The following is a 14,421-nucleotide window of genomic DNA, read 5'->3' as shown; positions in this document are numbered from 1 at the left end:
TATATACCCTACAGAGGTATATTGTAAATAATTTTATATTTTTGTTACTCAAACCGTAATTTCTGTGAGAAATCACACAAACCCTAGAGGGATTACTCTATTTCAATAAAATATGTACCATTTGGTAATACATGCTTGAATGGTAGCAGTGATATATGAGATAGAGTTTCTTTACTAACTTTTATATTCTGTTCTTCTAATGACTTTATTATTTCGTCTATTTTTATAGTATTCCACATCAGTATAGCATTCGAAACTAAGCTTAGACTGCTAGCTTTATTCATTATCTCTTCATAATCACCAGTAGTAAATTCTCCTTGATTAGCAAAGAATATCCAGCGAGGGAGCTTATGTCTATATTCTCCTTTATTAAGCTGAGTTTGAACCGTTTGTCTTAAATCTTTATCGGTTAGATATTGAAGTATGTATTTAGTTTTTACAATCCTACCAAGATTTATAAAAGCTCGTGTTAATCTATCAGCTGGACCACTACTGGTTAAACGTTGAACAACAATATTTGCCTGAACAGTTTTTCTTTTTAGAGATATTGCTATTCTTAATATATTGTCCCATTGTTCTTGAATTATATCTAAGTCAACTGTCTTTGTCATTAATGGTTCAAATGCTCCATATGAATGATTTCTATCAACTTTATACAGTTGTTGATCTTTTAAATCCTTAATTCTAGGCATGAAGAAAAAATCTAATATATAAAACATTGCAAAGACTATCTCTGTATATCCATGAGTATCAGTAGTGTGAGCTTTAATACCTAAAACAGTATTGTTTTCTAATAACCCATCTAAAACATATAGTGCTTCACGAGGTCCACAAGATATAGCTTTCGTATGATAAACAGAAAGTTGATCAGAGACATGTGTATATATTCCTATAGCTTTCTCATAATAACCATAGTATCTTGGGTAGTGAGAAGCCATTAAGGAGCTTGCTCTTATTTTAAACCTCTGTAAATCTGAAGATGAGATTTTCCCATCACCTTGTATAGAGCTTAAAGGATGATTGTGGTGATGCTTTACTATTTCAGCACTTGCTTGATTAATATTTTCTTCATTAATATAAGTTCCAATAACATGTCTAAGCATATCAACAGTTATTCCAGGAACACTTGCACTAGTTGCTTGAATATCTAAATTTGTAGCTTGAGATATAATGGCTGCTATTAAAGTTTTATAAAAATTATTTGGTCTAGATTTATGTCCTTGAATAGGTGTAAAGTACTTACTAAAACCTGTCACTTTATCTATCTCTATAAGTAACTGTTCTATACGAATAGGAGAAAGCCCTGATTCTATTAGCTTTTGTATTTTCTCAACCTCATCAGAGACAATTAATTTATCTTTTCTTTTAAGCTTTAGCTGGCCATTTATAATAGTTGCAAAATCATCTTTATTCCAAGCTTTCACATACTCTGCAAGTTCATTGTTAAAACTATTTACTAGCTCAGATTTTATAATTTCTTGAGATGACAAACCTAGCTCATTAGGGGCTTGTTGTCTTACACTTTCCCATGTTAGATCATCAATCATCATATTCCAAAATGGGGTATATTGTCTACTTTCAGCAAGATAGAGATCACCTGATCGTAATTTTTCACGCATCTCTATAGCTACACTAAGCTCCCAAGCATTTCTATTGATCTTATTATTATCCTTTAACCTAGAGGATAAATCTTTAGTAGCAAAATCATGCGGTGCATTTGAAGGAAGTGTTTTTATTTTACCAGTATCTAAATCTCTTATTATGTTTATGCATTCGAGTAAGTACTCACTGCCACTCTCAACTTTAAAAGGTAGATTAATAAAATTTGCAAAGTATTTTCTGAAATTTGGATATCTACGTAAAATTGTGTCACTTAACCCTTTCTCATCTAATAGTTTGTAAGCTTTTAAATTATTTTTATGTTCAAGTAATTTTGACTCTTGTATTTGATCAAATAATGACTCAATACTAATATCGTCATCCTTTTTAGCATTTAAAATAAATTCACTAAATTCAATCATATAATCTACATCTTTCCCATGAGATCTACGATTCTGTTTGAGCTTTTTTTCATAAGAATTTTTACAGCTGCGTAACATTTCCTGTATAAATTGATCATGCATTTTGATTAAGTTATCTAGCAAGTACTTTTTACTTTCAATAAGAAAACAAATCATTAACGCATATCGTTTATGTCCATTAAATCTTTTGATATCTCTAGAATTATAGTTTTTAGTTAGTTTAAAAATATAGGCTAGGAATTTTGAATTTATAAAATTGCTATTAATCCTTTCAAGATTAAAAGAACTTAGCTTTTCATATAATTCCAAATATGTGTTTATAGAAGAAGCAGTTGAATATGGGGGATATTGTTTTAGCTGACTAAAGTATGATTTAGAGTCATTGGACGAATCTAATGCTTCATCTATCTGTTCTTTAAGATCAATAGGCAAACTATTATAAATCTTTTCAAATATTTCACTATGAACTTTATTACAAATACTTGTTATAGTTCTGTCTAGTACTGATTTACCTGGAATAACTATTTTATTTTTAAGTAGAAATGCTTGAGCTTCATTATTTAACTCATTTGGCAACATACCTTGTCTAGCCTCTGACTCTATCCATGCTTCAAAGCCCGAAATAATTAGACCTTCATATTTTTCAAATTCTAAATATGATAATAACTTTTGACGATGTTCTGTAATAGTTGCTTTACGAGATGGCTCATTAACTATCAAAGTAGGTGGCAATTTTAACTGCTTACTTAAGTAGTTAGTGATATCAGCAGGAGTATCATTACAATATTGAACAAACTTACCATTGTTTCGTAAAGAGCATAGTTGTATGGATAAATATAATCTAAATTCAGCTTTTACACTTTTAACTTCGTTTTTATCAACTTCTGATAATGTCCAATTTTTAATAATAAGTTCTTGAGTTAATTTCTTTTCCATAATTTTGTCCATTTAGAGTGTAGTCTATTTTGACTGTCAGGTACTATTTTAAAAAGTGTCAAATATAAATATGTATTTTAATTTATTGACAAATATTGTACAAACTCTTAGACTCTTTCCTGACATAAATGATTTTTTTGACAAAAATGCCTGGTAAGAATATTGGTTACATTCGAGTGAGTACAACTGCTCAAAATCATGAAAGACAATTAGAAGGTTTAAATTTAGATAAAACTTTTATTGATAAGGTGTCAGGTAAAAGTATTGAACGTCCTGAATTAACTAATTTATTAGAATATGCTAGGGATGGAGATACTGTTTTCATCCATAGTATGGACAGACTAGCTAGAAATCTTGACGATCTTAGAAAAGTAGTTATTCAACTTACATCGAATGATGTAATAGTAAAGTTTGTTAAAGAAGGACTTATTTTTACAGGTGATGATTCTGCTATGTCTAATCTATTACTTTCAGTCATGGGGGCTTTTGCTGAGTTTGAAAGAGCTTTGATTAAAGAAAGACAGCTTGAAGGAATAGCTATAGCTAAAAAGAAAGGTGCTTATAAAGGAAGAAAACCTAGATTATCTGATGAGCAAATTTCTGAACTAAAAGAAAAAATAGCCAATGGTGAGAAAAAAACTACAGTTGCTAAATATTTTGGTATTAGTAGAGAAACTCTCTATCAATATTTAAGGAAATAATTATGAGTAAGCGTTTTATTGATAAGTCACGTAACATTCGTAAGAAGCTAAGACAAAATATAAAAAATGAGATAATTAAAGAGTACTATAATAAAGGTAGGTTATTTACTACAAATCACTATGTAACACCCGAATCTTGGTGGATAGATATATATTTTTTGGGTAAAGATAAAGCAACTTTCTATTCTTGTGCTCTAACAACTTGTAGAATGATTATCCAAGATAAAGCTAGTGACTTAGCCTATGCAGAAGCTGAAAATATAGTACCATATAATTCTGAATTGGAAGGTTATGATTTAATAAATAAGCATAATGGCCTTAGTCAATTAGAGTTTAGGAATCAAGCTTATAAAAAATTTGATGGATTAACTAGATTTGAATGGTGTCAAAAAAGAGAGCAAGAGCTACTTAAACATGTTGATACAACTGAGTACATTAAACTAGACTATAGCTATTCATATGCAGTAGGAATGCATGCATCTATTAATAGAATACTTAATACCGATAGCATTAACCAATTTATTATTGATTTCATAAAGAATGATGAGAAAGCATATACAGACAATAAAGTAATTTCTTTAGATAATACTTATATTCCAAATCAAATGCTTAATTTTAAAACTGAAGAAGAAAGTACAGCGTATCATATCAAAAATAGTTCTATAGCAACTAGAGAAGCACCTAAATTTATATTAGATATTTTAAAAATAAGGTAGAGCATATGAAATATCAACCACCTTATACAATAACGCCAAAGATAATATCTTTAGTAGCAGATATAAGCCAAGAGATAGGTAAGATAACCGCTACTTCACAGATAGAAAGAGATTTAAGACTTAGAAAGATAAATCAGGTAAAGACTATAAGAGGAACTTTAGCAATAGAGGGTAATACCTTAGATGAAAGCCACATTACGGCTATATTGGAAGGTAAAAGGATATTAGCCCCACAAAAAGAGATCTTAGAGATAAGAAATGCTATAAAAACTTATGATAAGTTCCAAAATTTAAACTATAAAGAAGAAAAAGACTTATTATGTACGCATTTAACTCTAATGCAGGGCTTAGTAGATGAGGTTGGAGTATATAGATCAGGTTCAGTAGGAGTAATGGAAGGTAATAATGTAATTCATTTAGCACCACCAGCAAAAAAGCTACGCGAGCTAATGAAAAATCTATTTGATTGGATAGCAAATACAGAAGAGCATCCGATAATAAGTAGTTGTGTGTTTCATTATGAATTTGAGTTTATCCATCCATTTGCAGATGGTAATGGTAGGATGGGTAGATTATGGCAATCACTAATACTAAGCCAATGGAATAAGCTATTTAGTTATATTCCAGTAGAGAGTATTGTATATGAGCATCAAAAAGCATATTACGAAGCTATACAGGAAAGTACTAATAAAACAGATTGCTATCCATTCATAGAATTTATGCTAGAGATGTTGAGTATAGCAATAAGAGAAATAAACCCTCAAGTAGAGCAACAAGTAAGCCCCCAAGTTAAGAAGCTTATAGAAGTACTCAAAGATAAAGAATTAACTAGACAAGAGTTACAAAACAAGCTTAAACTCAAGGATAGAAAATCATTTGTAGAGAGATATTTAAAGCCAGCATTAGAGCAAAAATTGATAGAAATGACGATACCAGAGAAGCCAAATAGTAAATCCCAAAAATATAGAATGGCTAGACCGTAATTTTCTGCTCATTCGCTCCCTATGGTCCTATTTATTAAGTTTTTGTTTGATAACTATATAAGCATCACGAAAAGATAGGCCTTGTTCAACTAATTTATAAACCTCTTCAGTAGCATATAAATCTGAAGTCATAGCTTGTTCTAGTTTGTCAGTATGAACTTTTAGATTTTCTATAGTGGAGTTAAATAATAGGATTGTATTCTCTATTAATTCTATTGCTTCACAGAAAGGAGCTTTTGTTAATTGATAATCACGATTATAGCCACTAGGAACGCCATCAATTATAGAAGTAATTTGTTGTAGGTAACCTTGATATAGTTTTGCATTACCTCTCATAATCTCAAATAGATCATAATTGCGTTTTTGCGGCATTATAGATGATCCTGTTGTGTATGAGTTATCAAGGCTAAAGTAGTTAAATTCAGACATTGTGAATAGCATCATATCATTAGCAAATCTTGAGTAAATATTCATAGGATTTGATAATGTTTGAAGAATTAGTTTTTCAAAATATCCTCTAGAAAAAGCACAATAAATAGGGTTCTCTTGTGTTCTATTAAAGCCAAGTTGTTCAGTTGTATAATCTTTATCATGCTTAAAATTGTCGATACCAAAACCAGATGCAGATCCTAGAGGATTTTGGCTTATAACTTTGTTGGTAGTTGAAATTAAAAGAAGGGTATCTTCTAAAGCGTCAGCAAAAGAACCCAACCAAGTTGAAACTGTAGTTGGCATAGCTTTTTGCATATGTGTATAACCAGGCATTGGGGTATTTACATATTTATTAGCTTTTGTCCGAAGGGTATAAATATTTTCCTGTATAGCTTTTTCCAATAGTTTAATTTTATCTAGCATAAAAAGACGGAGCATAACTAAAGACTGATCATTTCTGCTTCTTCCAGTATGTATTTTCTTACCTACATCTCCATAGTGTGTACAGAGATATTGCTCAATTGCTGTATGACCATCTTCTTGATCTTGAGTTATTGAGAATTTGTTTTCAGCTAAAAGCTCTTCTATCTCTTGAAGTCCTTTTTTTAATAGAGAAAGCTCATCCTTAGAAAGCACATTCATTTTATGCAACATTTTTGCATGAGCTAGACTAGCTTGTAGATCGTATTTTAATAGTTTCTGATCAAGTACATAGTCTTGACCTACGGTGTATTTTTCAACTATAGGTAAGAGTTTATCTGTTTCAGTTTGCCAAAGTTTTTTACTCATATATTTCTTTCTTATTTTTCATTATTGAATAAGCAGTACGTTGAGCTAAGCTATGAAGCTCTATAAATCCAGCAGAAGCATTATGATTGAATAAATCTCCACCAGCTTCAAAAGTTGCTAGCTCAGGTTTAAGCATAGAAAAAGGCGATTCTACAGCTACTACTTCTATATTACCTTTATATAAAGAGACAGTAATTTTCCCTGTAACCTTTTTATTTTGCTCTTCTATAAATGCAAGAATGTTATTCATAACAGGATTATACCATTCAGCAGCATAAGCAAGATAAGCCCATTTATTATCTATAAATGATTTTAGTTCATTTTCCTGACGTGTAGAAACTAATTGTTCTAGTTTTTTATGAGCAGCTATTATAATGCTAGCACCTGGGTTTTCATAAATTCCTCTAACTTTTAAGCCAATCAATCTATCTTCAATAAGATTAAATACACCAACTCCATGCTCACCACCAATTTTATTGCATTGCATAATTAGTTCAGCTAAAGGCATAGCTTTTCCATCTAGTTTGGTTGGTATACCTTCAACAAAATCTAATGTAATCGTTTGAAGCTTATCTAAGGCATTCTCTGGAGTCTTGCACCATTGTAGAATAGCCTCTTTAGGAGCAATTAGGTTTGAATGTTCTATTTCTCCACCTTCTGCAGTGTTTCCCCACATATTCTCATCATATGAGTAAGGTTTGTCTTTTTGTTGTTTAACCGGGATATTGTGTTTTTCAGCGTATTCTAATTCTTGCTCTCTACCCATTCCCCATTCTCTAACAGGAGCGATCGTTTTTATATTTTCATCGAGAGTTGTGAGATAACTCTCAAAACGAACTTGATCATTTCCTTTACCAGTACAACCATGAGCAACAACTTGACAATCATATTTTTTGGCTACTTCAACAGCTATTTCTGAAATAATAACTCTACCAAGAGGTGTTGAAAGGGCATAACCACCTTGGTAGTCAGCATTTGCTTTAATAGCCTTACTAATTACTTCATCTGCAAAACGAGTTTTTGCATCATATACAACAGCATCTATAGCACCTAAGTTAATAGCTTTCTGTTTTATTTGTTCTAAGTTATCAGCTACTTGTCCAATATCTATAGTTAAGGCAACCACTTCTACTTCATATTCTTCTTGTATCCATTTTAACATTACAGAAGTATCAAGACCTCCAGAATATAGTAGAAGGCAACGTTTAAAATCTCCTTTCTTTGCTTCATGGCTAGCAACTTTTTGATACTGTTTTGACATATAAAACTCTCCCCATATAAATTGAATTTTTATTCATTCTATCAAAAAAAAATGCAAGTACAAATACTTAGTTACAGCTAATCTATAATTATCATTTACTGATGTTATTCTGCTACTAAAAGGTTTTAATATTAAGTTATTTAAAATATACTCATGGAATAATTATTCATAAAAGTGAAAAATGAAGCTATTTATAGGTATTTTTCTGATTATTGGTTCTACTATAGGTGGTGGCATTGTAGGGTTGCCTATAGCTGCTGTTAATTTAGGTTTTTTAGGGAGCTTATTTGCTATATTTTTAGTGTGGTTAATAATGACTATTACTGGATTATGTATATTAAAAATCTCATATAATTTGCCAGTTGAACATAATACATATTTTACACTATCTACTAAATACTTAGGTTTTAAAGGAGCTAAGTTTAGTGTTTTTGGAAGCTATTTGTTAATTCTATATTTAACTTTAGCTGCTTATATATCTGGAGTTAGTTCAGCCATAAGCTTATATCTTTTAGAAAGTAGTAATTTAAGCTATTTATTATCAGGAGTGATTCTGATTTTCATATTAGGCGGAATTACAGCATATAATTCTAGACTAATAATTAAAAGTAATGTCCTATTTGTAACAGCTAAGCTTTCTCTTATTGTTGTGGCGATATTTTTAATTTTTTATACTACTAAAACAGTAGCTATAAATATTGATAGCTATCCTATTCGTTCAGTTGGAGCATTATCATTTTTATTTGTCCTATTTAATGCATTTGGATATCACTTTATAATTCCTAGTTTAGTGAAATTTTATGATCGTTATTTGTCATTTAAGACATTGGCATTTTTGCTTATTTTCAGTACTTCATTAATAGCTTTGATATATATGGCTTGGGTTTTAGCAATCTTTTTTACTATACCTATACAGGGAGATCATGGAATGTTAAGCATTTATGATAGTGAAAATCAGCTTGTAGCTTTTAACAATAGTATTAGTTTTTTTACTAAGTCTAATGCTATTAGTAATGTACTTAGTGCTTTTCAACTTGTATCAATGGTTGGCTCTTTTTGTTGTATTTCTATAGGTGTAATGGATGCTTTAAGAGATGCTTTTGGGCAAGATGCTTATATTAAAGTTCTTGTTTGTACCTATTTACCTCCACTTATTTTAATGTGTCTATCACAAAATATGTTTTTAATCGCGATGTCACTAGCTGGGGTACTAACATTCTATGTTGAAGTGTTTGTACCTATTGCAGGGGTAAGAAATTATTATAAAAGTCTAAAGGTATAAGCTTATAAAAACTTTATAAAAAAGTTAGAATGCTACTATATTAGTAAAGTATTAAGTTATATGAGCTATCCAGTTTTAGAATATTCTTATATAGAACTTCCAGAGGAGTTTTATTCTAGTCAGACTTTAGAAAATTTTCCCGATGCAAAAGTAATTATATTTAATCATAAATTAGCAAATGAATTAGGATTAGATGTAAGTAGTTTGAATGAAAAAGAATTGTTAGGTTTTCTACTTGGAAAATCTAGTAAAAATCCAATAGCACAAGCTTATGCGGGACATCAGTTTGGAAACTTCACAATGCTTGGTGATGGAAGGGCGACACTAATTGGTGAGTATAGAACAAGGTCTAACAAATTAGTCGATATACATTTAAAAGGCTCAGGGAAGACTAAATACTCTAGAGGTGGTGATGGCAAGGCTGTACTAGGTCCTATGTTGAGGGAGTATATAATTAGTGAAGCTATGAGTGGCTTTGGTGTATCAACAAGCAGGTCTCTAGCAATAATCTCTACAGGGGAGCCTATTTATAGAGATGGATTAAAGAAGGGAGCTATAGTTGTTCGTGTGGCAAGTAGCCATATTCGGGTTGGAACTTTCCAATATGCTGCGACTTTAGGAGATAAAGAGTTAAAGTCTTTGTTAGATTTTACTTTGAGAAGATACCAAATTGATCCAAAAGATAATAAAGCAAAAGCATTGCTTGAGTATACGGTAGAGAAACAAGCTAAACTGATAACAGAGTGGGAAAGAGTAGGCTTTATTCATGGCGTAATGAACACTGACAATATGACTATCTCAGGAGAAACTATAGATTTTGGGCCGTGTGCTTTTATGGATGAATATCATCCAGACACGGTCTTTAGCTCAATAGATAGAAGAGGACGATATGCTTTTGCAAATCAAGCACCAATAGCACAGTGGAACTTAGCACGATTTGCAGAAAGTCTTTTACCTTTACTTGCAGATACAACTGAAGAAGCTATAGATATTGCTCAAGAAATTATAGAAAAATTTGCTGATCTATATAAAGATAATTGGCTTAAAATGATGTCAGCAAAACTAGGACTGATAAATTCTCAATCACAAGATCAAGAGTTTATAACTAAGCTACTAGAATTAATGGCTAAATATAGATTAGATTATACAAATACTTTTTATAATTTAGGCAATGATTCTTTAGATGTATCTAATAAGCTAGATTTGGAGCAGTGGCTTAATAGTTGGCAAGAAAGAATAAAAGAGACTAGAGAAGAATCTTTAAAATTGATGAAAAAGACTAATCCAGTATTTATTCCAAGAAATCATAAAGTTGAACAAGCTCTAAGAGTAGCAGAAAATAAGAATGATTTATTACTATTTAATAAATTATTAGAAGTATTACAAGAGCCGTATGGCTTTAATCAGGATTATGATGAATATATGCTTTCACCTAGCTTAGATGAAAAGGTAGAACAGACATTTTGTGGAACATGAAACCTTAAAGTTTGATAGATTTTGCTTTCTCTTTAGCTTGGTTAAGAAGAATTTCTTCAGCTATATCTTTTTTTGCTACGCCTTCTATGCGAATAATCTCAATATCAGTAATACCAATAAAGTTTAGTATGGTCTGTAGATAGCCTTCTTGATAGTCTAAAGATTTAGCCGGCTCTTCTCTATATACTCCTCCTTTACTAAGAATAAGTATAGCTTTCTTATCTTTGACTAAGCCTTCAGGACCATTTTCTGTATAACGAAATGTTTTTCGAGCAACAAGTATATGGTCAATCCAAGCTTTTAGCATAGAAGGAATACTAAAATTATACATAGGAGACTCTATAACTATTACATCAGCAGAAAAAAGTTCATTTATTAACTTATTTGAAAGGGCTAGCCCTGCTTCATCATTAGTAAATAAAGCATTAAGAAAATTTGGATTTAAATGATTAATGGTATCTTTCACAAGATCTCTTTCTATAACTTGTGTTTCAGGAATAGTATTTTTAAAATGGCTTATCAAATTATCTCCAACATTTCTTGAAAAAGACTTTTGAAGATTGCTGCTTGTTCTTATATGTAAAACTTTTTTCATTATTCTTATCCTTTTTTATTTTTCTTAAGAATCTATAAACTATATTCTGTTAATTAAAATAAAAAAGGAAGAAGGCACAGAAATGTCAGATACTTACAAAAATGTTACTAATAAACATTCTGAGGAAAGTTGTAGACCATTTAGAGAAATTTTAAGTTTAGTGGGAGATAAGTGGAGTATTATTTTGATATCGCTATTGGAAAATAAAACTAAACGATTTAGTGAATTACAACGTGATGTCAGTGAAATTTCACAAAGAATATTATCATTAAGCCTTCGAAATCTAGAGCGTAATGGTTTAGTTTCTCGTAGAGTAGAATCAACAGTACCTCCAAGTGTATATTATTCGCTTACACCTCTTGGAGAAACATTATTAGTATATGTAAAAGAAATAATTAATTGGACAAGAATAAATTATAAAGAAATCAAAAAGTCTCAAGAACTTTTTGATCAGAAGAGATAGTATTTGTTATTGCTTTTCCCAAACACTGCTATTTGATGGAGTCTCACCTTTTGTCCACCACTTAGCTTTATAAGTGTTTCCATTATAAGTAACTGTTTGACCGCCAGTATAAGCTTGGTCTTTATCCCAAGCACCGCCAGCTACAAATGGTTTTTCCCAAACACCACCATTTGATGGGATATCACCTTGTGTCCACCATTTAGCTGTATATGTTGTACCATTATATGTTACTTTATCTCCAGTATTGTAAACCTTGCCAGAATCCCATGTTCCATTGCTAGGAGCTGGAGTCGGCGCAGGTGTTGGAGCCGGAGTAGGTGCAGGTGTCGGAGCTGGCGTTGGAGTCGGTGTTGGCGCAGGTGTCGGAGCTGGCGTTGGAGTCGGAGCTGAACCTACATTTTGCCATGCGTACTGACCATATATTCCAACGGGGTTATAAGCTGAATTCGAACACCATCCACCTTCTGTACACTTGTAATGATTACCATCAGAAGCTCTAACAATATCACCAGTAGCATATGTGTTTCCTGCAACATAGTCAGGATGATCACCACTAGGAGCCGGAGTTGGAGCCGGAGTAGGTGCAGGCGTTGGAGCCGGAGTAGGTGCAGGCGTTGGAGCCGGAGTAGGTGCAGGCGTTGGAGTCGGAGTTGGCTCTGGAGTAGGTTCTGGGATAGTATTATCAATTGTAGTAAATTGAATGCTATCTTTCTTAGATGCACCTGATGATGAGTTAGCAATAACTTCAACACTATAACTAGCACCTTCTTCTAAGTTAGTAAGAATATAATTCTGACTAGTAATGTTTGAAGCCACAGTATTTCCATCAAGAATAACTGTATAAGTTATAGAACCATCAATTTCTGGCTTATTCCAAGAAATGTTAGCAGATGTTTCAGTTATATTATCAACTGATGCATAAAGAGCATCAGACTGATAGACTTTAGCTACAGCTTCAATTAGAGATGTACTAGGATTTGTAGAGTCGCCATCAGCTTCCCAGAACATAGTTCCACCAAGATTCATACTCTTAGCATATTTAGTTTTTTCACCTACAGACCATACATCATCATAAGTAATGAAAGTTTTTGTGGAAGGACTATATGCCCAAGGTTGAAGCGCTACTTTACCATACTTATTAAATATATCTATATTTGATTTTGTATCATAGAATTTTAAATTAGATAATCCACTTACAGGTTTTGATGTACCACAACCATTTACAGGATCATTTATAGGATTAATTAAACATTTATAGTCAAATACACCATTTTCATAGTCACCGAAACCAGGAGCTGTTATAGTTTCAAATAATCCTCCATTTGTGTCGCTATCTACAGTCATAGATCTTGCATATAAAGGTAAACCAACAATTAGTTTATTAGCAGGTACGCCAGCTTTAATATAAGCATCAACGGAACCTTTAATTGACCAGCCACCTTCTTTACCTATTGCTTGATCTAAAGTAGATCCATCACCAGCATCAGTAACGTTGTCTTGAGCATCAGCTGGTGATTCTCCAGCTGTATATACTTTATTTTGATATGGAGTATCACTAGGGAAATCAAGTGATGCTTGGAAGTATGCAGGGAATCCTGTTCCCCAGGCACCTTGATAGTCATAGTTCATGATATTAATTTCATCTACAGTTTGCCCAACTTGTTTCCAGAAGTCAGGTACACTGTTTGGATTACTAGGATTTTCCATAGCCTCTATACGGCTTCTAGCGCCGTTTACAGCTATAGCAAGATAATATTTCTTACCATCAGCTTGACTAGCTTTGTCTAATTCTGTACGAAGAACTTTAAGGAAAGCTAACATATTCTTAGATGGAGCAACTTCATTGCCATAGTCAGACCACCATTCCCAGTCAATATCTATACCGTTGAAGCCAAGCTTACGCATTAATTCTACTGACTGCTTAGCAAAATTTTGCATACTTTGTTGATTTGAAGCTAGAGCTTCAAACATAGGAGCTGTAGTAACTCCATTATTTGTCCAACCACCAAATGATAAGAATGATTTTAAATAAGGATATTTTTGAGCTGCTCTAGCTGCTGCAGATAATCCCCATGTGTCTGCTGAAGCATCTAAAGTTTTAATGTTACCAGTTGATTTATCGAAGCCTATAAAAGCATAAATTATAGTATTTAATTTGTCATATTTGAAAGTATATGGGTCGTATTTACGTCCCCAAACTGCCCATTGAGCATAATATGCAGCATTAGTATATCCTGGAGCGGGATCTTTACATACGTTATCAGCACAAGGTCTTTCAATTTGTAAATCTTTACCATCAACTTTTAAATCATATATTATAGGAACTACAACACCAGGTAATACAATAGCATTACCAGAATCAGTTCCCATGATGTCACAAGATTGTGTTAAGTTTAATGATCCACCATCACTTAATGATAACTTAGTTGTAAAGTTACCATCAGTATTTTGAGTAGTATCATATTTAATAAGATCTGCTCTAGCTCCAAAACATGTTCCCCAACCAGTTTTAGGCTTGAAGTTACTAGTAAACTCAACTACTTTTGCAGAAGATACATTACTAATTTTTAGAACTATTTTATTGTTATAGTCTTTAAATGGTGCCTGAAAATCATACGTTTCAACGTTGTTTACAGGAGTAGCATTTACCATAGAAAATGAGCTTAAACCCATTAATGCGCAAACTGCTGAGACTAATTTCGTTTTGTTTCTCATAGAGCTTTCCTTTAGTTGGTTAGTTAAAATATAATATTTTTATTAATTATA

Annotated in this window: 11 protein-coding genes; 6 read left to right on the top strand and 5 right to left on the bottom strand. The window is 32.1% G+C overall.

What is annotated here, in order from left to right; genetic code table 11:
* Positions 1-92: 92 nt before the first annotated feature.
* Complete coding sequence (locus KX01_RS07410; RefSeq protein WP_198021092.1) at positions 93-2,957, bottom strand: Tn3 family transposase; 2,865 nt, start codon at positions 2,955-2,957, stop codon at positions 93-95.
* Between the two features lie 128 nt (positions 2,958-3,085).
* On the opposite strand from KX01_RS07410, the gene KX01_RS07405 reads away from it, so the two are divergent.
* The 3 genes from KX01_RS07405 to KX01_RS07395 are packed head-to-tail and all read left to right on the top strand — an operon-like array spanning position 3,086 to position 5,357.
* Positions 3,086-3,658: a recombinase family protein gene (locus tag KX01_RS07405; RefSeq protein ID WP_456297736.1), complete on the top strand. Its 573-nt coding sequence runs from the start codon at positions 3,086-3,088 to the stop codon at positions 3,656-3,658.
* A 2-nt stretch (positions 3,659-3,660) separates the two neighbouring features.
* Positions 3,661-4,374, top strand: a complete 714-nt coding sequence (locus KX01_RS07400) for a hypothetical protein (protein WP_071664376.1) — start codon at positions 3,661-3,663, stop codon at positions 4,372-4,374.
* Positions 4,375-4,379: 5 nt separating this feature from the next.
* A complete protein-coding gene (locus tag KX01_RS07395) occupies positions 4,380-5,357 on the top strand; it encodes a Fic family protein (protein ID WP_071664375.1) in 978 nt (325 codons plus the stop codon).
* A gap of 27 nt (positions 5,358-5,384) precedes the next feature.
* Here the strand turns inward: KX01_RS07395 and argH are convergent, their stop codons facing one another.
* On the bottom strand, positions 5,385-6,578 hold the full coding sequence (argH, locus tag KX01_RS07390) for an argininosuccinate lyase (protein WP_071664374.1): 1,194 nt from the start codon (positions 6,576-6,578) through the stop codon (positions 5,385-5,387).
* Positions 6,571-7,839 carry an argininosuccinate synthase gene (locus KX01_RS07385; protein WP_071664373.1) on the bottom strand — a complete coding sequence of 423 codons (1,269 nt, stop codon included), beginning with the start codon at positions 7,837-7,839 and terminating at the stop codon, positions 6,571-6,573. The genes argH and KX01_RS07385 overlap by 8 nt, the downstream gene beginning before the upstream one ends.
* A 181-nt stretch (positions 7,840-8,020) precedes the next feature.
* Between KX01_RS07385 and KX01_RS07380 the strand changes: the two genes are divergently transcribed.
* Complete coding sequence (locus tag KX01_RS07380) at positions 8,021-9,121, top strand: aromatic amino acid transport family protein (protein ID WP_071664372.1); 1,101 nt, start codon at positions 8,021-8,023, stop codon at positions 9,119-9,121.
* A 60-nt stretch (positions 9,122-9,181) separates the two neighbouring features.
* On the top strand, positions 9,182-10,597 hold the full coding sequence (locus tag KX01_RS07375; protein WP_071664371.1) for a protein adenylyltransferase SelO: 1,416 nt from the start codon (positions 9,182-9,184) through the stop codon (positions 10,595-10,597).
* 4 nt (positions 10,598-10,601) lie between these two features.
* On the opposite strand, the gene KX01_RS07370 is transcribed toward KX01_RS07375, so the two are convergent.
* Positions 10,602-11,192, bottom strand: coding sequence for an FMN-dependent NADH-azoreductase (locus tag KX01_RS07370; protein ID WP_071664370.1), 591 nt, complete (start codon positions 11,190-11,192; stop codon positions 10,602-10,604).
* Positions 11,193-11,274: 82 nt separating this feature from the next.
* Here KX01_RS07370 and KX01_RS07365 point away from each other — a divergent pair, with 82 nt between their 5' ends.
* A complete protein-coding gene (locus tag KX01_RS07365) occupies positions 11,275-11,655 on the top strand; it encodes a winged helix-turn-helix transcriptional regulator (protein ID WP_071664369.1) in 381 nt (126 codons plus the stop codon).
* 6 nt (positions 11,656-11,661) lie between these two features.
* On the opposite strand, the gene KX01_RS07350 is transcribed toward KX01_RS07365, so the two are convergent.
* On the bottom strand, positions 11,662-14,370 hold the full coding sequence (locus KX01_RS07350; protein WP_232223323.1) for a glycosyl hydrolase family 18 protein: 2,709 nt from the start codon (positions 14,368-14,370) through the stop codon (positions 11,662-11,664).
* Positions 14,371-14,421 lie beyond the last annotated feature (51 nt).

It is taken from the genome of Francisella frigiditurris, assembly GCF_001880225.1.
GTDB classification, from domain to species: Bacteria; Pseudomonadota; Gammaproteobacteria; order Francisellales; family Francisellaceae; genus Francisella; species Francisella frigiditurris.
This window is presented reverse-complemented; position numbering and strand designations above follow the sequence as displayed.